Source organism: Aeromonas sp. QDB39, assembly GCF_027707585.1.
In the GTDB taxonomy this organism is placed as follows: domain Bacteria; phylum Pseudomonadota; class Gammaproteobacteria; order Enterobacterales; family Aeromonadaceae; genus Aeromonas; species Aeromonas hydrophila.
Map to the genome: position 1 here is coordinate 89,097 of NZ_JAPCIV010000006.1, position 19,627 is coordinate 108,723.

Below are 19,627 nucleotides of genomic sequence, written 5' to 3' on the forward strand. Positions count from 1 at the left end.
CTCAGTGGGTACTGTTCTGGTTGACCTGCTTCATCGCCTTTTTGGCGGCATACATGCGCTCGTCGGCCAGCCGGATCAGGCTGCTGCCCTCGTCAAACTGGAGCGGCCCGGTCTGCACCAGACCGATGCTGAGGGTGACGTCACTGATCTGCTCGGCCAGCGCATTGGTCAGCCGCTGCAGGTAGACATCTCTGGCCTGCTCCTCGTTGCAGTTGGGCAGGATCAGGCAGAACTCGTCCCCTCCGTAACGGAAACAGCAATCCTCCGCTCGTGAGACCTTGCGAATGCAGTCGCCGACGATGCGCAGGATCTCGTCCCCGCGCTGATGGCCCTGGTTGTCGTTGATCTGCTTGAAGTCGTCGATGTCGAGATAGGCGATGACCATAGGTTCGGCACGGCGCTGGCAGGTACGCAGGGTGCGGGTCAGGTTCTCCTGCAGGTGGCGCACGCTGAGCAGGCCGGTGAGGGCATCGGTCCGGCTCATCTCCTCCAGCTGCTGGGTGCGCTCGCGCACCTTCTCCTCCAGCGACTTGGCGTAGATCTCCGATTTCTCCTTGGAGGACTCTATCTCCGACACCAGGCTGCGGATATAGGTCTCGAACACCAGGGTGATGTCGAACAGGAACAGCTTGTCGAGGGCGGTCAGCATGGTGATGCGGTCCGGTTCATGATCTATCTGGGTGAAGATATCCTCGATGAGCAGCCCCTTTAGGGTGTTGATGGCGGCCAGATAGAGCTTGGGTTCCACCCCGATCCGCTTGTGCACCAGCCCGATCCGCAGCCGGTTGTTGACGTATTCCAGGTCGTACAGGCCGCTGAACAGGTCGAGAATGTAGCGGCGCTGGGCGGCCCGCAGCCGGGTGAGGGTGTCGGCGTCGCCGATCAGCAGGGCAATTTCGGTGATCCCGGTCTGCAGGGTGTAAAACTTGTCGACCAGGGCGTCGATGTGGGGCTCGATTTTGGGACGGTAGCTGGCGAGCAGGGCGAAATCCCGTTCATCCAGCAGCAACAGCTCCTTGCGATGAGCGATTTCGAACTCGGTGATCCGCATTTGTTCCAGCAGAGTCTGTTCGGTTGGATTCATGGCAGTTCCCTGAACGAAAATGAAAGCGCGCACGTTGTTATCTAACTGACAGTGTAGACATTAACAGCTGTGAACAGGTTTTCAAATGGCGCAGGATTGTTGCAGATCAATGCCTGCGCCCGGTTCTCGCACCGCTAGAAGGTCAACACCTTGTCGGCCGCCAGTGTCCACTGGGCCAGCAGCGGCAGGGTGCCGATCTCGATCCCCTCGATAAGCGGCAGCGTCGTGATGCCACGGGCATCGGTACAGGTCTTGCAAAGGCGGATGCTGATCCCCTGAGCCAGCAGGATCTCCAGCATCTGGCGCAGGTTGTAGCCCTCGGCCGGGGCCTGGCCCGCCAGTGCGGCGCTGACTGCATCGGACATCAGAAACAGTTTCAGGTTGGCACCGCCCTGTTCGCGCAGGGCGATGGCCAGGCGCAAGGCATTGAACAGGGATTCGCTGCCATAGGGGGCGCCGTTGGCGATGATGACAATCTCTTGATTCATAACAGACTCCTTGATGAAAGTAGCCATTGTAGGCCCATCGGCACCCGGTTGGCGTGATGTCGCACAAACTCTGTCGTAGCGGTTTGCCCGCGCCTTGACCCGGCCGGCCGAGTACGGTCTGATAGGCGGCCATCAAACATGACAGGGGAACGAGGTCGTTATGTGGAAGGTTATCGGAATGAGCATGCTGCTGTTGGCCGGCCAGGCCTATGGCAGTGAGGCCGTTGGCTGCAAGGCGCGCCAGCAGGCCGTCAAGGATCAGCTGGTGTTTGCCAAGGCACACGACAATGCGGATCAGGTCGCCGGGCTGGAGCGGGCCCTGCGCAATATCGAGACTCACTGCACCGACGCCGGCCTGTTCAAGGAGCAGCAGCAGCGGGTGGCCGAGCTCAAGGAGCAGGTCAACGAACGGTTGGTCGAGCTGCAAAACGCCAGGGTGACGGGCAAGCCCGACAAGATTGCCAAGAAGCAGGCCAAGCTGGAAGAGGCCCAGACCAAGCTGCTGGCCGCCCAGCGCGAGCTGGATGCCCTGAGCAAGCTTGCCAAACCCTGACTCATTGATGAAAAAAGAAGCCGGCGCAGTCCGGCTTCTTTTTTATCTCGAGTTTCCCTTCGGGCTGGCTCAGCCGCCGCGCCGACCCACCATGTCGGCCGGCACCACCCAGGCATCGAACTGCTGTGCCGTCAGGTGGCCGGAGGCGATGGCCGCCTCCCGCAGGCTGAGCCCCTCATGGTGGGCCCGCTTGGCGATCTCTGCCGCCTTGTCATAGCCGATATGGGGGTTGAGCGCCGTCACCAGCATCAGGGAGCGGGCCAGCAGCTCGTCGATGCGGGGCTGGTTCGGGGTGATGCCGACGGCGCAGTGGTCGTGGAAGCTCTGCATGCCGTCCGCCAGCAGCCGCACGCTCTGCAAAAAGTTGTGGGCGATCATCGGCCTGAACACGTTGAGCTCGAAGTTGCCGCTGGCACCGCCGATGTTGATGGCGACGTCGTTGCCCATCACCTGGGCGCACAGCATGGTGAGCGCCTCGCACTGGGTCGGGTTGACCTTGCCGGGCATGATGGAGGAGCCTGGCTCGTTTTCCGGGATGAGCAACTCTCCCAGCCCGCTGCGGGGGCCGCTCGCCAGCCAGCGCACGTCGTTGGCGATCTTCATGAGGGAGGCGGCCAGCGTCTTGAGGGCGCCGTGGCCATGCACCAGGGCATCGCTGGCGGCCAGCGCCTCGAACTTGTTGGGGGCGCTCACCAGCGGTAGGCCGGTCTGCTCGGCCAGGGTGGCGGCTACCGCCTCGGCGAAGCCGGGCGGGGTGTTGAGGCCGGTGCCGACGGCGGTGCCCCCCAGCGCCAGCTCGCACAGATGGGGCAGGGCGGCCCGGATATGGCGCTCCCCCTGCTCGAGCTGGGCGACCCAGCCGGAGAATTCCTGCCCCAGGGTGAGCGGGGTGGCATCCTGCAGATGGGTGCGGCCGATCTTGACGATGTCGTCAAAGGCTGCCGCCTTGCCGGCCAGGGTAGTGCGCAGGGTCGTCAGGGCGGGCAGCAGGTGCCCGGTGATGGCCGTGACGGCCGCCAGGTTCATGGCGCTCGGGAAGACGTCATTGCTCGACTGGCTCTTGTTCACCTCGTCGTTGGGGTGCACCAGCCGCCCCTCGCCACGGGTGCCGCCAAGCAGCTCACTGGCCCGGTTGGCCAGCACCTCGTTGAGGTTCATGTTGGTCTGGGTGCCGGAGCCAGTCTGCCATACCCGCAGCGGGAACTCCTCATCATGCTGGCCGCACAGGATCTCGTCGGCGGCGCTCATGATGGCCTGCGCCGTGCGGGCGGGCAGCAGTCCGTTGGCGTGGTTGACCCGGGCACAGGCCGACTTGATGCGGGCCAGGGCGTGGATCAGCGCCATCGGCTGGCGCTCGCCGGAGATGTCGAAGTGCTGCAGGGAGCGCTGGGTCTGGGCTCCCCACAGCCGATCGGCCGGCACGGCGATCGCGCCGAAGCTGTCGTGTTCAGTCCTGCTCTTCATCTCATCCTCCCTTCATTGCGAAAAAGGGGCGACATCCTGCGCCCCCTGTGGGTTTTCAGCCGGTCAGCGCCATTCAGCTGCGCGGGCGAAACGGCGTCAGCTCGGCCAGCGGCGCGGCCGTGCTGAACTCCTGGGTGGTCTCGGCGTGTTTGAAGATCTTGAAGCCTTCGCCGCGGGCGCTCCAGTATTCGATATGCTCGCCACTGACCTGGAGCAGGCTGGCCTCGCGCAGGGCCACCACGTGCTCGCTCGGGTTGATGGCGCAGAACTCCGCCAGACGCTCGTCGCGGGTCTCCCCCATGTGGCCGCTGATGCTGGCGTCCAGATAGTGCGGGTTGATCTGCAGCGGGAACAGCCCCAGCGCAGGCAGCACGGCGGCGCTGCAGACCGGCATGTCGTTGGTGGTGCGGATGCTGGGGGTCGCCACGTTGCAACCGGCGCTCCAGCCCACATAGGGCACGCCCCGCTCGCGCACGGCGCGCTGGATGGGCACCACCAGGCCGTTCTCGTGCAGCAGCTGGTTGAGGCGCCAGGTGTTGCCGCCGCTGATGAAGATGGCGTCGGCATGGTTGATCGCGTCCACCGGGTCATCGAACTGATGGATGCTGATGGCCTCCACCCCCAGGCTCTCGCTGAGCTCCAGGGCGCGGGCATCCCAGTCGCTGCGGATCACCGCGTAGGGGATGAGCAGGATGCGCTTGACCTGTTTGCGGGCGAGCAGGGTCTGCACCCGATCCCGGGCCCAGCCGAGCAGGCCCGGGCATTCGGTGGCTTTGCCGTTGCTGAGAAGAAGCAGTTCCATGAAGCGTGTCCTCGATAAGTGAAAGCGCGAAGAGGTCACCGGCCCAGGCCGGGTGACGGAAGCCCCCATTCTAGCCCGATCGCTGCTCGGGTTCTGTGATCGATGGCGCCATGTACCCTGATGAGGCCGTTTTTGACCGCCAGATACCACAAACCCCGGCATGCCGGGGTTTGTGGTTGCAGCGGATGGGTCAGCTGGCGCTGGCCGGGGCAATCCGGAACTCGGGTTGCTGGCGCAGTTTCCACAGCTCAATCCACTTGCGGATCGCCGACACCAGGATGACGGCGCCGAGCCCCAGCATCAGCAGCGAGATGCCGCCGTTGAGCAGGTTGTAGCCCTTGGCTTCCGGGTTGAAGTAGACGTGGCTCACCATCCAGTAACCGGCGTAGTTGACGGTGACGAACAGGTAGGCCAGCGGGATCAGGCAGGTCAGCATGTAGCGGCGCTTGCTGGCCAGTCGCAGGATGATGGTGGCACCTATGATGAGGCCCACCGAGGCCATCAGCTGGTTCGAGACCCCGAACAGCGCCCACACAGAGCCGATATCGCCGGACATCAGCAGATACCCCCACATCACGCAGGCGAGCACGCTGGCCCCGATGGCGCCCGGCATCCAGTCGATGCGCTTGAGGGGCGGGTAGAACTCGCCGAAGAAGTCCTGAATGAGGTAGCGGGAGACCCGGGTGCCGGAGTCGACGGCGGTCAGGATGAACACAGCTTCGAACATCACCACGAACTGGAAGAAGTAGGAGGCGAGGTTACTGAACCAGGGCACCTTGGTGAAGATGTAGGACATGCCCACCGCCAGGGTGACGGCGCCGCCGGTGCGACCGTTCAGATCCATGCCGATCTCCTGGGAGAGGAACGGCAGATCCACCACCTGCATCCCCAGCTTGGCGAAGGCCTCCGGAGTGGCGTTGATGGCGAAGTAGTCAGCCGGGTGCAAGGCAGTGGCGGCGATCAGCGCCATCACGCCCACCACGCACTCGGCCAGCATGGCACCGAAGGCGACCGGCAGAATGTCGCTCCACTTGTCCACCAGTTTCGGGGTGGTGCCGGAGCCGATAAAGGCGTGGAAGCCGGAGATGGCGCCACAGGCGATGGTGATGGAGATGAAGGGCCAGACCGGGCCGCCCAGCACCGGGCCGCCGCCGTGGACGAACTGGGTCATGGCGGGGAACTGGATCTCGGGGTTGATGCAGATGACGCCGATGACCAAAGCGCCGAACACGCCGATCTTCATGAAGCTGGAGATGTAGCCGCGCGGGGTGAGCAGCAGCCAGACCGGCAGCGCGGTGGCGAAGAAGGCGTAGATGGGCAGCGCCAGACTGATGGTCTCGGCGCGCAGGGTCAGCCAGGCACCGAAGGCGCTCTCCTGCACGTAGGGGCCGAAGAAGACGCAGGCCAGCACGGCGATGAAGCCCACCCAGGAGGCGGCTTGCAGGTTGCCGGTCAGCTTGTGCCAGATCCCCACCACCATGGAGATGGGGATGGTCATGAACACCGCGAACACGCCCCAGGCGTTACGCTCCAGCGCGTGTACCACCACCATGGAGAGACCCGCCATGGTGATGGTGATGATGAACAGCATCGCAAGGCCGGTACACCAGCCGGCGATGGGGCCGAGCTCGGCCTTGGCCACCTCGGAGAGGGACTTGCCCTGATGCTTCATGGAGGCGAACAGCACGACTGTGTCGTGCACCGCGCCGCCGATGACGCAGCCGATCAGCAGCCAGAGAAAGCTCGGCAGGTAGCCGTACTGGGCCGCCAGGACCGGGCCCACCAGCGGGCCGGCGGCGGCGATGGCCGCGAAGTGCTGGCCGAAGTTGACCCACTTGTTGGTCGGCACATAGTTTTTGCCATCTTCCAGCTGGTGGGAGGGGGTGACCAGCTTGTCGTCGGCCATCAGCACCTTGCGCACAAAGAACACGCCGTAGAGGCGATAGGCGATGGCGAGGATGCAGAGGGCCGCAATGACGAAGGTGATTGCGTGTTGCATGACGGAGTTTCCTTTTCCTGCGGCCAATCCGGCCGGGCTCAGGCTGCACTCTACGCAGGCGGCGGGGAAAGGGGAGCGCAGAAAAGGTCAGTGGCAGAGGGTCGCCCGCGAGCGGCAGAAAAGCGGCCCCGAGTGGTTTGAGGGATGAGCCGGCGGGTGTGGGATGCGGGTGAGCGGTAACGGGCAGAGCAGGAGCGGGGTGAGTGGCCCGCTCCCTCAGGGGATCTCCAGCAGCTCCTTGAGGGGCTTGAGGTAGCGGCGACTCACCGGCACCCTGTGACCGCCCTGGGTCACCACCTCCGCCAAGCCACCGTCGAGCAGCAGGATCTCGCGGATCTGGCCGGGGTTGAGCAGGTATTGGCGGTGACAGCGCACGAAGCCGGTCTTCTCCTCCAGGGTGCGCAGGGTCAGCTCTGTGGTGCCCTGCTGCTGGGCGCTCACCACCTTGTTGCCGGCCAGATCGCTGTGGACGAACTCCACCTCGCCAAGGGGCAGCAGCAGGATGCGGTTGTGGCCGCTGCAGGGAATGCTGCGCAGGGGCTGGGCGATGCGGGTGGGATCCGGCAGCGGCTGGCCCGCCAGCTCACCTTTTGGCGAGAGCAGTCGCTGGATGCGCTCCAGCGCCTTGTTCATCCGCTCTGCCGTGACTGGCTTGAGCAGGTAGTCGAGAGCATTCTCCTCGAACGCGCGCAGGGCAAACTCGTCGTAGGCGGTGATGAAGACGATGTGGGGGCGCAAGTCCGGATCCAGCATGCTCACCAGCTCCAGCCCGCTGATGCGCGGCATCTGGATGTCGAGAAACAGCAGGTCGGGCTTGAGGCGATGGATGGCGGGCAGCGCCTCCATGGCGTGGGCACACTCCCCCAGCAGGCGGATGTTGCCCGCCTGCTCTAGCAGCAGCCGCAGCTCCTCGCGGGCGAGGGGTTCATCGTCGACGATCAGGGCGGTCAGCATGGGCTCTCCTGCAGGGGAAGGGTGATCCTCACCCGGGTGGATTGATGGGGCTCGCAGTGAATGGTGACCCCGTACTCGGCGCCGTAACGGGCCTTGATGCGCCGGTCCACTATGTTCATGCCAAGGCCGCTCTCCTCCCGTTTGGCCTGATAGAGGCCGGCGTTGTCACAGACCTCCAGCACCAGCTGCTCGCCCTCCTGCCGCGCGGCCAGGGTCAGTCGGCCCGGCTCGAACATCTGGGAGATGCCGTGCTTGATGGCGTTCTCGACGATGGGTTGCAGGGAGAAGGTGGGCAGCCGGTACTCCAGCAGCGGCTCGGGAATCTGGATCTGCACGCTCAGGTGCTCGGCGAAGCGGGCCTGCTCGATGTGCAGGTAGGCGTTCACGTGCTCCAGCTCGTCGGCCAGGGTCACCTCGTCCCCCTGGCGTTTGAGGTTCTTGCGAAAGAAGGTGGAGAGGTGGTGCACCAGGGTGCGGGCATCCTCGGGGTCGCGCCGGATCACCGCCGCCAGGGTGTTGAGGGCGTTGAACAGGAAGTGCGGGTTGATCTGCGCCTGCAACAGCTTGATCTCCGACTGGGCCAGCAGCCGCTTCTGCTCGTTGTACTTGCTGGCCAGGATCTGGCCGGAGAGCAGCCGGGCAATCCCTTCCCCCAGGGTGCGGTTGATGGAGGAGAAGAACTTGCGCTTGGGCTCGTAGAGCTTGATGGTGCCCACCACCGAGCCCTCTTCCCCCCGCAGCGGAATGACCAGCGAGGAGCCGAGCCGGCACTGGGGATGCAGGTTGCAGCTGTAGGGGATGAGGTTGCCGTCGGCATAGACCACCTCGTTGTGCTGGATCGCTTTGAAGGTGTGGGCCGAGTTGATGGCGGTGCCCGGCAGATGGTGATCCTCGCCGATGCCGATGAAGGCGAGCAGTTTCTCCCGATCGGTGATGGCCACCGCGCCCACTCCAGTCTCCTCGTAGAGAATGCGCACCATCTGCTGGCACGCCTGCTGGGTGAAGCCCTTGTCCAGCACCCGCATCGCCCGCTCAGCGATCTTGAGGGCGCGGGCGGAGAAGGCGACCGAGTACTTCTCCAGCATGGCGCGGTGATCGAGGATCATCCGCATGAACATGGCGGCCCCCAGGGTATTGGCCACCAGCATGGGGGCGATGATGTTCTCGATGAGGTGGACGGCGTCGTCAAACGGGCGGGCCACCAGCAAGATGATGCCCATCTGCATCAGCTCGGCGATGAGGGCTACCGAGCCCACCACCCAGGGGCTGAACAGCAGGTCGAGCCGGTGGCGGGCGACGAAGTGGCGATGCACCAGACCACCGAGCAGCCCCTCGGCGATGGTGGAGAAGGTGCAGGCCAGGGCGGTAAAACCTCCCAGCGAGTAGCGATGGATACCGCCGGTGAGCCCCACCAGCAGCCCCACCACAGGGCCGCCGACGATGCCCCCCAGCACGGCGCCGATGGCACGGGTGTTGGCGATGGAGTCCTCGACTCTCAGGCCAAAGTAGGTACCCATCACGCAGAAGCCGGAGAAGATGAGATAGCAGAGGATCTTGTGGGGCCAGCTCAGGGTCACCTGAGTCAGTGGCATGAACAGCGGCGTCTTGGAGAGCAGCCAGGCGATCACCAGATAGACGCAGAGCTGCTGGAAGAGAGATATCACGAGCGCGAATTGTTCGAAAGCCACGGCACACTATCTCGAAAGGGGATGCTCATCCAATGGACGCGGAGTATTAGCAAACCCTGATTTGCGCTGCAAGTTGCGGGCGCCGGAATAGCGCGCCTGCGCACAGATTTGCCGGCACCCTGAGCCAAAGGCATCCCCTGCACAGGCAGATGGGAATGGGCATAGGCCCGGCAAGTGGGTCACTCTCCCGGCTTGGATTAATGGCCTGGCTAGTGGCCCGGCTCAGGGGGCTGAATGGACGTTTGCATAGAGTAGCATCAGCTCGGCCAGGGAATCGACCTCGAGGCGTTTCATCAGGCTGGCGCGGCACACCTCGACGGTGCGCACCGAAATGCAGAGATCCTGCGCTATCTGCTGGTTCTTGTGGCCCCGGGCGATGAGTTGCAGCAGCTGGTGCTCGCGCGGGGTGAGCCGCTGATAGGCGGCCAGCTGGGCGAAACGGGTGGCCGCGCTCAGCGTCGCCTGCTCGGCCCGACTGATGGCGGCGAGCAGGGGGGCCAGCTGCACCGGCTTTTGCAAGAAATCCACCGCCCCCTGCTTGAGGGACTCCACCGCCAGCGGCACCTCGCCGTGGCCGGTGAGAAACAGGATGGCGATGGGGCTCTGGGCCGCCTTCAGCCGCTGCTGCACCTCGGGGCCCGACAGCCCAGGCATGCGGCAGTCGAGGATGAGGCAGGCGGGCTGGTGCAGGTCGACCTCGGCCAGAAAGCGCTCGCCATCGGCAAAGCTGAACAGCTGCCGCTCGTCGCAGCTCTCCAGCATGAAGCGCAGGGAGTCGAGCACGGCCTCGTCGTCGTCGACCAGATAGAGCGGGGGGCGGGCAGGGGACGGCATCTCAGTTCCTCGACATGTCGGTGGATGAAGGGAGGGTTTCGGGTGGCGGCACGGGCAGGGTGACCCGGGCCAGGCAGCCTTGGGGGCTCAGGTTCTCCAGGCTGAACTGGCCGCGATGGCTCTCGACCACCTCCCGGCAGATGGCCAGCCCCAGTCCCATGCCATCGGGCTTGTCGCTGTAAAACGCCTGCTGCAGTTCGGTCGCGGGGACCCTCAGGCCGGCGCCGTTGTCGCGGATCTCCAGCAGCAACCTCTGCGCCTCGAAGGCGATCAGCAGCTCGACCCGGGCAAGCGCCTGTGCCGGTGTCTGCGTAGGGGGGTGAGCAGGAGAGCGAACAGCGGCGCGCGCCTTCTTCGCTTCACTCTGCGCCGCACTCTCGGCGCCATTCTTGATGAGGTTGACCAGCAACTGCTCCATCCCGGTGCCGTCCAGAGGGAGCCGGCGCGGCTGGCCCCGCCAGTGCAGGGTGAAAGCGACGTCGAGCGGCACCAGCATCTGCTCCAGCAGGGGGCGCAACTCCGCCACCAGGGTGGGCAGGTCGCAAGGCTCGAAGCGGGGAGGGCGCTTTTGCAGCCTGGCCCTGAGCCGGTTGACGGTCTGGGTGATGCGCTGGACCTGGAGTCCTATCTGTTCCAGGGCCTGACGAAGGGAGGCCTGGGCCGGATCCTGCGCCAATCTGTCCAGTCGCAACAAGGCCCCCTGGCTGTAGTTGGCGATGGCGCTGAGGGGCTGATTGATCTCGTGAGCCACGTTGGCGCCCAGCTCGCCCAGTTCGGCGAGCCGTCTGGCCTGTGCCAGCTGGCGTCCCTTCTGCTCGAGCTGGTGGCGGGCTTTGAGCAGCCGGTGCTGGCTGCGGTTGAACAGGTATTGCAGCAGCAGGTGGTGGCCCCCCAGCAGCAGTACCAGCGCCAGGGCGCCCCAGCCCCACTGCTGATGCTGGCGCAGCCAGTGCCAGGCCGCTTGCCACCAGGGGCCCTGCAGCGGGTGGCGATCCATCGCCTTGAGCAGGCGGTCGATGGCGAGCTCGCTGGTGGGCACGGTCCAGCCCGCCGAATCGGCGGCGATGGCCGCCTCGCTATCAGCGGGCAGATCGTACAGCGCGCGGGTCACCGCCAGCGCCAGCGCGGGGGAGGCCCGCTCTGTCTTGGCGAAGGACCAGTTGGGGTAGAGCCGGGTCGAGCTCTGGCAACCAAAGCCGGGTGGCGCCTGATCGTCCAGCACCCGAAACTCCCCCCTGGCGACCTTGCCCTCCCGCTCCATACGCTCGAGCTGGCACACCGGCACGATGGCGGCGGCCACCTCACCTGTTGCCAGCCGCTCGATGAGTCGGTCCAGCGGAAAGCCGGTGAACTGCACGGTGGAGAAGAAGTGCTCCAGCCTGACCCCCTGTTCGCCTGCCTCGAAGCGATAGGCGAGGTAGCCGCCGAAGGCGTTCTCCGAGACGGCGGCGACCGCTTGCCCCTCGAGGTCACGCCAGTGTCGGTAGGGGACCTGGGCAGGCACCACCAGCGCGGCGCCGATGGCGAGGTTGTCCCCCCCCGCCGGGCTCTTGAGGGTGGCGAGCCAAGCCAGCGGGTACTGGCGCGCCAGGCTCACCGACTGGCCCGGGTTGGTGATGACGAAATCGAGGTGCTCGCGGGCGACGGCCTCGGCCAGTTCATCGAGCCCCAGCGGATGCAGCACGAAGCGCTGGCCGGGCACGCGCTGCGCCAGCCAGCGCAGCAGCGGTTGCCACTGGGCTTTCGCCAAGGCCGGGCCGCGGGTGGCCAGCACGCCGATGCGTATCGGCTCGGCCAAGGCCTGCACCGGCGTGGCCTGGGATGGTGCGGATTCCTGTCGGGCCGGCGCTGGCGAAGAGGGGGGCGGGGCGGCTTGCACCCGCAGCGGCAGGGCTGACAGCGCGAGCCAGAGCAGCAGGCTGAGCAGGGGCAAGGGAACTGGGGCGTGCAGGGGGCTCTCCTCTCGGTGCAAAGGGGGCAGTCTATCACCGGGACGCGCGCTTGCACGCGAACGGGGCCGGGAGGGGCAGCAAACGCCGTCCCGGTCACAGTTCAGCAGGGCTGGGGCATTTTTTATTGCGCTGGATCAACCCGGCTCCCGGTATGTGGAAAACCACAATAGAGGCGACTTCCTGCGTTGAGGACAATCGGCTCAACCCCTTTCAAGCCAGCTCAGCAGAAGGAAAGACGCCATGGAGCCCAGCAAGCGCCGATTGTTATCCGGGATCGCCGCCCTCACCGCAGGGGCGGCCCTGATCCCCGTCACCCAGGTTCAGGCGCAGTCCATTCCCGCTCCCCGCAACGGGCGGGCGGCCATCAGCCGGGGGGACGGGCGCAAGCGTTACGGCATGCTGATCGACCTGCGCCGCTGCGTCGGCTGTCAGGCCTGCACCGTGGCCTGCACCATCGAAAATCAGCCTCCCCTCGGCCAGTTTCGCACCACGGTGAGCCAGTACGAGGTGAGCGACGTGGCCGCCCTCGCGGCTCCCGCCTCCCTCTTGATGCTGCCGAGGTTGTGCAACCACTGCGCCGAGCCCGCCTGCCTCGATGTCTGCCCCACCGGCGCCACCTTCCAGCGCGACGACGGCATCGTCGTGGTCAACAACGACTGGTGCGTCGGCTGCGGCTACTGCGTGCAGGCCTGCCCCTATGACGCCCGCTTCATCAACCACGAGACCAACACCGCCGACAAGTGCACCTTCTGCGCCCATCGGCTGGAGGCGGGGCTCTTGCCCGCCTGCGTCGAGAGCTGTGTCGGCGAGGCGCGCATCATAGGCGATTTGAACGACCCCAAGAGCCGGATCAGCCGGCTGCTGCGCGAACACGAGCCGGCGCTCAAGGTGCTCAAGCCCGAGGCCAATACCCAGCCGCGGGTCTTTTATCTCGGCATGGACGAGGCCTTCGTCAGCAAGGTCGACGGCAACCCGGCCCTGCGCACCCTGCTCACCGACGATGGCAAGGAGATAGCCCATGGTCATTAACGAACTGCTGGCCCCGGCTCAGCCCATCACCTGGCTGCCCTGGGCGGTGCAATATTTCTTCCTCATCGGCCTCGCCTACGGGGCCCTCTGGCTCGGCGCGTTTGAGCTGTGGCGCAAGACGCCTGACCCGCGGCTGCAGACCCTGGCGGCGGTGCTGATGGTGGCGGCCGGTCTGGTGGCCCCCATCGCCCTGACCGCGGATCTGCACCAGCCGGCCCGGGCCTGGCACTTCTACGCCCAGACGCGCGTTGGCTCCGTCATGTGGTATGGCGCCTATCTGCTGCCGCTGTTCAGCCTGCTCTCCATGCTGCTCGGCTGGCTGCTGCTAAGGCCTGCCTTGGCCCGGCGCGGCGCAGAAGGGGACAAGATAGCCCGCCTTGCCCGGCTGCTTTGCCTGGGAAGCTGGTCGGGGTACGTCTGGCTGCGGCCCCTCTCTTTGCTGGCCGCCCTGAGCGGGCTCAGCATCGCCCTCTACACCGGGCTCGAGACCATGGCGGTGGCGGCGCGCCCGCTCTGGCATACCCCCTGGTTGCCCTGGCTGCTGGCCCTGAGCGCCGTGCTGGGGGCCCAGAGTGCCCTGCTGCTGCTCAACCGCTTGCTGACGGGCTGGGGGGCCCAGACAGAGTCGACCCTGCTGCGCCAGAGCGGCTGGACGTTAGGCCTGCTGGCGCTCTCCCTGCTGGGCTGGGCCCTGTTTGGCGGCGCCTCGGCGGCAGAGGCCACGGCCCTCTATCGGCTCGACCCGAGCTGGCGGCTGGCGGCCCACTGGCTGTTGCTGACCCTGGGGCTGGCCGGTCTGCTGATGCTGATCCGGCCCAGGATCTCTGCCCGCCTGTCACTCTGGGGGCTGGCGCTGCTGGGGCTGCACCTGGTGTGGGGCCTGCGCTGGCTGGTGCTCATTCAGGGGCAGCTCGCACCCAAGTACGGGGCCGGCGTCTATCTCTATGAAATTGCCTGGGGCCCGGCCGGTGTGCTCGGCATTCTCGGCACCTTCGGTCTGCTGGTGGCCCTGCTGGTGGCCCTCTCGGAGCTGGTGTGCCCCTCTGTTTCCCCCGTCATCAAGGCACCCACTCCTTTTGCACGCGAGGCACTCTGATGGATCACAGCAAACGCAAGTTTCTCAAGGGCGCCGCCATCGCCGGTGGCACCGGATTGTTCGTCGCCGGTTACAGCGACACCCTCAAGCAGGTGGCGACTGGCCTCGCCACCGGCAGCTCGGGCCAGCCGACCCGGGATCCCATCCATGGCAACTCGCTGGCCGTGGAGTACCGGGTTGACGAGCGGGGGGCGTTGCACCCCAACCCGGCCCAGCGGGTTGCCAACACCATGTGCCTCGGCTGCTGGACCCTGTGCGGAGTGCGGGCCCGTATCGACAACGAGCGCGACCAGATAGTGCGGATCCTGGGCAACCCCTATCACCCCCTCTCCGCCCGCCATCACATCGACTTCAAGACCCCGGTCAAGCAGGCGCTGCTCGCTACCAGCGGCTACCAGGAAGGGGGGCTGGACGGGCGCTCCACCGCCTGCGCCCGGGGCAACGCCATGCTCGAGCAGCTCGACAGCCCGCAGCGAGTCACCCGTTGTCTCAAGCGGGTGGGGCCCCGTGGCAGCGGCCGCTGGCAGAGCATCCCCTTCGAGCAGCTGGTGGCCGAGGTGGTGGAGGGGGGCGATCTGTTTGGCGAGGGCCAGGTCGATGGGCTGCGGGCCATTCGCAACCTCGCCGAGCCGCTCGACCCGGCCAACCCGGAGTACGGCCCCAGGGCCAACCAGCTGCTGGTGAGTAACGCCTCGGACGAGGGGCGGGATCACTTTATCAAGCGCTTCACCTTCAACAGCTTCGGCACCCGCAACTTCGCCAACCACGGCGCTTACTGCGGCCTGTCGTTCCGGGTCGGGGCCGGCGCCCTGCTGGACGATCTGGAGAGGAACGCCCACCTCAAGCCGGACTGGGACGAGAGCGACTTCCTGCTGTTCATGGGCACTTCGCCCCAGCAATCGGGCAACCCCTTCAAGCGCCAGTCTCGCCAGCTGGCGGCGAACCGGGCGCGACCGGGCAAGCCGTTCTCCTACGTGGTGGTGGCCCCCAGCCTGCCCAACACGGTGAACATGCCGTCTGCCCCTGCCAACCGCTGGCTGCCCATCCGCCCCGCCACCGACTCGGCGCTGGCCATGGCCATGCTGCGCTGGATCATCGACAACCAACACTACGCCGAGCCCTTCCTGACAGCACCCAATGCCGAGGCGGCCGAGCGGGCCGGTTATCGCGGTTTTTGCAACGCCAGCCATCTGGTGCTCTGCGACGAGTCCCACCCGCGCTTCGGCCAGATGCTGCGGGCCAGCGATCTCGGCTTGCCCTTTGAGGGGGAAGCCTATGGGGAGGGGGACGCCATGCTGGTAGAGGAGGCGAGCAGCGGCGAGCCGAGACCCGCCGGCCAGTGTGAGCGGGCCAACCTCTGGGTGGATCGCCCCATTCAGGGCCCCAAGGGGGAGTTCGCGGTCAAGAGCAGCTTCCAGCTGCTGGCCGAGGCGTGCCGGGAGCACTCCCTCGCGCAATACAGCGCCGAGTGCGCTGTGCCAGTGAGCGATATCGAGGCGCTGGCGCGGGAATTCACCAGCCACGGTACCCGGGCGGCGGTGGTCTCCCATGGCGGCACCATGAGCGCCAACGGCTTCTACTCGGCCTGGGCCATCATGATGCTCAACGTCATGATTGGGAACCTCAATGCCCGGGGCGGCGCCGTGGCGAGTGGCGGCAAGTTCGATCCCTTCGGGGCGGGGCCGCGCTACGATCTGGCGAGCTTCCCCGGCATGGTCAAGCCCGCCGGGGTCTTCCTGTCGCGCTCCAAGTTCCCCTACGAGAAGACCTCTGAGTATCGGCGCAAGCGCGAGGCCGGCCAGAACCCCTATCCGGCGCAAGAACCCTGGTTCCCGATCTCGGGCCCATTGCTCGGCGAACACCTGACTGCGGCGGTGAACGGCTACCCCTACCGGCTCAAGGCCTGGATCAATCACATGGGCAACCCCCTCTACGGCCAGGCCGGGCTCGCCAAGGCCATAGGCGAGCAGCTCAAGGACCCTGCCGTGCTGCCACTTGTGGTCAGCATCGACAGCTTCATCAACGAGTCGTCGGCGCTGTCTGACTACCTGGTGCCGGACACCTTGACCTACGAATCCTGGGGGTGGGCCACCGCCTGGCACGGGGTGCTGACCAAGGTCTCCACCGGCCGCTGGCCCATCGTGGAGCCCCGTGTCGCCAAGACCGCCGAGGGTGATCCGGTCTGCATGGAGTCCTTCTTTATCGCGGTGGCCAAACGGCTGGGGCTGCCGGGCTTTGGCGAGGGGGCGCTCAAAGGGGCGGACGGCAAGCTGCACGGCTTGAACCGGGCGGCGGACTTCTCCCTCTACGGGGCGGCCAACGTCGCCTATCTCGGCGAGCCGGTGCCTCCTATCGGGCTTGAGGATCTCGCCTGGTCCGGGGTGGAACGGATCCTGCCGGTGCTGAATGCCACCCTGAGTGCGGAGGAGGCGGGCCGCGCCGCCTATCTCTTTGCCCGCGGCGGGCGCTTCGAGCCGGCGGCCAAGGGGCGCGACGCAGCAGGTCAACCGAGCAAGCGCTGGCCCAAGCCGCTGATGGTGTGGAACCCCGAGGTGGGCAGCTGCCGTCACAGCCAGAGCGGCCAGTTCTTGAGCGGCACCCCGCGCTTCTTCCGCCCCCAGCTGGCGGACGGCACGCCGCTCAATGAGGCGTTCAAGCCGGCCCAGTGGCCGCTGCTGCTTACCAGTTACAAATCTCACACCATGAGCTCCATGAGCATCGGCTCGGATCGTCTGCGCCAGGTGAACCCCAGCAACCGGGTGCGGCTCAATGCGCAGACGGCGGCGCAGCTGGGAATAGAGAGTGGGGACAGGGTGCGGGTCAGCACCCCGGATGGCAGCGTGATCGGGGTGGCCGAGTGCGTGGCCGGGGTGCAGGCCGATGCCATCGCCATCGAGCACGGTTTCGGCCACAAGGAGCTGGGGGCGCGGGAACACTGGATAGACGGCCAGAAAGTGCTCGCCAATCCGCTGCGCGGGGCCGGAGTCAATCTCAACGATCTGGCGGTATTGGATCCCAGCCGCCATGGCCGCTACCCCCTGGTGGACTGGGCCATCGGCTCGTCGGCCCGTCAGGGGCTGCCGGCCCGGGTGGAGAAGCTGGTATGACGACCCAATGAAAACGGGGCCTGCGGGCCCCGTTGCTTGTCTGCTCTGCGTCACTGTCACAGTTTGAAGTCGACCCACACCAGGCGGTGATCCGAGCTGACGCCTTTGGCGATGCCCAGCTTGGCGTCATACACCAGGTGGTAGCCCGGCTCGAAGCTGGCCGGCCAGAACACGCCGGAGGCGACCGCGTTCAGGTTGGCGGAGGGCAGCACGTGGTCGAGCTGCAGGCCGCTGCTGCTGGTGATGCGCTCCGGGGTGGGACGGTTGTTGTTGCGCTTGCACTGATCCGGCTGGCTGGCGAGGCACTCGGGGCCGCCCTGGCTGACCGGGATCAGGGCGCCGTTGGTGACGGACTGATTGACCAGCGCATGGTTGTGCAGATCCTGAATGGCGGTGAGATCCCCATCGCCAATCTGGGGATCGGCGTTGAGATCGCCAGCGATGACGAACTTGGCACCCGCGGGCAGGCCACCGGCCTTGCCGGCGTCATCCACCATGTAGCTGGCGGTCTCCACATAGTCCTGCCAGAAGGCGACTTCGGCCCGGTTGTGCTTGACGTTGTGGCGCGCCGCGTTGCCGAAGATGGGCGGAGTCGGGTGGGAGATGAGGAAGTGGATCACCTCCTCCTTGTTGCCGCGCTTGATGCGCACCGGCACGTCGGCGTGGTTCTTGGACGAGAGCGGGAAGGCTTGCCAGGCTGCGTCGTCATACCAGGCATCGCCGCACTGGCGGCCGGCCGGGATCGGCGCCTTGGCATTGTTGCAGTCGTCGATGACCGGGTTCACTTCGCCCGGCATGTCCTTCCACTTGAATTTCTGGAAGGTGCGGATCTGCTTGGTATCGATGGGGTACTGGGACATCACGGCGAAGGCGTACTGGCCGTGGTAGTTGCCAAAACCCCAGGCGTCGTCCGGCCCGTTGTTGACCTTGCCGTCCAGGTTGAGGTCATGGCCGCTCATCAGACCGGTGTTGGTGGCGAAGTTCTGCAGCACCGGGTAGCTGATGGCCTTCACCTCGTCGTGCTGGGCGTGGGCCAGGTAGTTGTCGTTGAAGGCTTTGAGGTCCGTGGTGTCGCTGCCCTTGCCGTCATTGTCGAATTCGTTGAGCAGGAACACATCCGGCCGGGTGCGCTGGATGATTTCGGCGATGTTGCGGATCTGCTGCACGTCGAGGGCCTTGGTCTTCTCGGCGCCGCTCAAGGTGCCGTCGGCGAGGCGCGCCAGCAGGGCATCCTGCTCGGTGCGACTGAGGGCCAGTTCACCGGCCAGCATGCCGGCGGCGGTGCGATCGAAGGAGAGGTTGAAGGTAGCGAAGCGAACCATGGGAGTCGGGGTCTCGGAGTCATTTTGGCTGTTACAGCCTGCCATCAATCCGAGGGAAATGGCAGCGGCCAGTAGGGATTTGCTGATATTTTTCATTGTAATATTCCGTAGCATCAATAAGTTATACCTTGCTCATGGGGAGCGAAGGCGTGCCCATTATAGGGATCCCGGCCGACAGTCGGGCTCTGAATGGGCCAAAGTGTGAGACCATTCACAGAGCAAAACGGGGAGGCGAGATGAGTCGGCGACAGACGGCCCTGGTGGTCGAGGGGGGCGCCATGCGCGGCATTTTCGCCGCCGGGGTGCTGGATGCGTTTCTGGCCAAGGGCCGCACGGCGTTTGATCACTGCATCGGGGTATCGGCCGGGGCGGTCAATCTGGCGGCCTTTCTGGCCGGTCAGCAGGGGCGCAACCACAACGTCATCACCGACTACTCCTGCCGTCCCGAGTTCATCAACCTGGCCAAGTTCTTGCGCGGCGGACACTGGCTTGATCTCGACTGGCTGTGGGCCATTACCATCCGCGAATGCCGGCTCGATCTGGCACGCTTTGCCGCCAACCCGGTGCCGCTGACCGTGGTGGCCACCCGGGTAGCGGACGGCCAGGCCGCCTACCTCAAGGCCAACGCCGCCGAGCTGGAGCAGCAGATCAAGGCTTCCTGCTCGGTGCCGCTGGTCTACCGGGACTTCGTGCGCATCGACGGGGAGGCCATGACGGACGGCGGGGTGGCCGACTCCATTCCGGTGCGCCACGCCTATGAGCAGGGGGCGCGCGACATCACTGTGGTGCTCTCCCGCCCGTTGGGTTATCGCAAGCGGGCGCCGCGCCTGCCCGCCCTGCATCGCTACCTGCTGCGCGAGACGCCGGCCCTGGCTCGCGCCAGCCTGTCGCGCCATCAAAGCTACAACGATGCCATCGACTTCATCCGCCAGCCGCCGGCCGATTGCCGCATCCGGGTCATAGTGCCGCCAGCGGGTTTTCGGGTCGGCCGCATGACCACCGACCGGGGGCGGCTGGAGCAGGGTTACCAGATGGGCTGGCAGGCGGCCCTCGACTATCTAGGGAGCGTTTAGGCTCGGCTCGGAGCTCTCTGTGAGCCATTGCGGCCCCGGTCGGGGTCGCCACCATGAAAGCGCATGGCGATGGCGCAGCAGATCTGCGACGCGTCATTTCGCCCGGTCATTCCCCCTCTTGCGCGGCGGTGGCTGCACTCTGTTTGTCTGCTTAATATGTAGCTGGATAATTATTTGCGATA

General features: G+C 65.9%; 15 protein-coding genes. 5 read left to right on the forward strand and 10 right to left on the reverse strand.

Features of this window, described 5'->3' with window-relative positions; translation table 11 throughout:
- Position 1: 1 nt before the first annotated feature.
- Positions 2–1,084 (reverse strand): protoglobin domain-containing protein, encoded by a 1,083-nt coding sequence (locus tag PG899_RS05170; RefSeq protein WP_190283873.1) that lies wholly within the window; start codon positions 1,082–1,084, stop codon positions 2–4.
- A gap of 134 nt (positions 1,085–1,218) precedes the next feature.
- Entirely contained in the window at positions 1,219–1,572 is a 354-nt protein-coding gene (locus tag PG899_RS05175) for a DsrE/DsrF/TusD sulfur relay family protein (RefSeq protein WP_029304279.1), read from the reverse strand.
- 178 nt (positions 1,573–1,750) lie between these two features.
- Between PG899_RS05175 and PG899_RS05180 the strand changes: the two genes are divergently transcribed.
- Positions 1,751–2,125 carry a DUF1090 domain-containing protein gene (locus PG899_RS05180; protein ID WP_102988130.1) on the forward strand — a complete coding sequence of 125 codons (375 nt, stop codon included), beginning with the start codon at positions 1,751–1,753 and terminating at the stop codon, positions 2,123–2,125.
- A 69-nt stretch (positions 2,126–2,194) separates the two neighbouring features.
- Here the strand turns inward: PG899_RS05180 and fumC are convergent, their stop codons facing one another.
- From fumC to PG899_RS05215, 7 genes are all read right to left on the reverse strand, one after another.
- On the reverse strand, positions 2,195–3,589 hold the full coding sequence (fumC, locus tag PG899_RS05185) for a class II fumarate hydratase (RefSeq protein ID WP_190283874.1): 1,395 nt from the start codon (positions 3,587–3,589) through the stop codon (positions 2,195–2,197).
- Between the two features lie 73 nt (positions 3,590–3,662).
- Complete coding sequence (pepE, locus tag PG899_RS05190; RefSeq protein ID WP_016351712.1) at positions 3,663–4,391, reverse strand: dipeptidase PepE; 729 nt, start codon at positions 4,389–4,391, stop codon at positions 3,663–3,665.
- Between the two features lie 190 nt (positions 4,392–4,581).
- On the reverse strand, positions 4,582–6,390 hold the full coding sequence (locus PG899_RS05195; protein WP_073351364.1) for a carbon starvation CstA family protein: 1,809 nt from the start codon (positions 6,388–6,390) through the stop codon (positions 4,582–4,584).
- A 216-nt stretch (positions 6,391–6,606) separates the two neighbouring features.
- Positions 6,607–7,344 (reverse strand): two-component system response regulator BtsR, encoded by a 738-nt coding sequence (btsR, locus tag PG899_RS05200; RefSeq protein WP_190283875.1) that lies wholly within the window; start codon positions 7,342–7,344, stop codon positions 6,607–6,609.
- Positions 7,338–9,032, reverse strand: coding sequence for a sensor histidine kinase (locus PG899_RS05205; RefSeq protein ID WP_190283876.1), 1,695 nt, complete (start codon positions 9,030–9,032; stop codon positions 7,338–7,340). The genes btsR and PG899_RS05205 overlap by 7 nt, the downstream gene beginning before the upstream one ends.
- A gap of 222 nt (positions 9,033–9,254) precedes the next feature.
- On the reverse strand, positions 9,255–9,866 hold the full coding sequence (locus PG899_RS05210; RefSeq protein ID WP_190283877.1) for a response regulator transcription factor: 612 nt from the start codon (positions 9,864–9,866) through the stop codon (positions 9,255–9,257).
- A 1-nt stretch (position 9,867) separates the two neighbouring features.
- A complete protein-coding gene (locus PG899_RS05215) occupies positions 9,868–11,799 on the reverse strand; it encodes a sensor histidine kinase (protein WP_190283878.1) in 1,932 nt (643 codons plus the stop codon).
- A 259-nt stretch (positions 11,800–12,058) separates the two neighbouring features.
- Between PG899_RS05215 and dsrO the strand changes: the two genes are divergently transcribed.
- The 3 genes from dsrO to PG899_RS05230 are packed head-to-tail and all read left to right on the forward strand — an operon-like array spanning position 12,059 to position 17,050.
- Positions 12,059–12,847 (forward strand): sulfate reduction electron transfer complex DsrMKJOP subunit DsrO, encoded by a 789-nt coding sequence (dsrO, locus tag PG899_RS05220; protein WP_190283879.1) that lies wholly within the window; start codon positions 12,059–12,061, stop codon positions 12,845–12,847.
- A complete protein-coding gene (nrfD, locus tag PG899_RS05225) occupies positions 12,837–13,943 on the forward strand; it encodes an NrfD/PsrC family molybdoenzyme membrane anchor subunit (RefSeq protein WP_270697153.1) in 1,107 nt (368 codons plus the stop codon). Before dsrO ends, nrfD begins: the two co-directional genes overlap by 11 nt.
- Positions 13,943–17,050, forward strand: coding sequence for a tetrathionate reductase subunit A (locus tag PG899_RS05230; protein ID WP_190283881.1), 3,108 nt, complete (start codon positions 13,943–13,945; stop codon positions 17,048–17,050). Before nrfD ends, PG899_RS05230 begins: the two co-directional genes overlap by 1 nt.
- Before the next feature lie 56 nt (positions 17,051–17,106).
- Here PG899_RS05230 and PG899_RS05235 read toward each other — a convergent pair whose 3' ends face one another.
- A complete protein-coding gene (locus tag PG899_RS05235) occupies positions 17,107–18,468 on the reverse strand; it encodes an endonuclease/exonuclease/phosphatase family protein (RefSeq protein WP_162275760.1) in 1,362 nt (453 codons plus the stop codon).
- 140 nt (positions 18,469–18,608) lie between these two features.
- On the opposite strand from PG899_RS05235, the gene PG899_RS05240 reads away from it, so the two are divergent.
- Positions 18,609–19,445, forward strand: coding sequence for a patatin-like phospholipase family protein (locus tag PG899_RS05240; protein ID WP_190283882.1), 837 nt, complete (start codon positions 18,609–18,611; stop codon positions 19,443–19,445).
- The last annotated feature ends 182 nt before the right edge of the window (positions 19,446–19,627 follow it).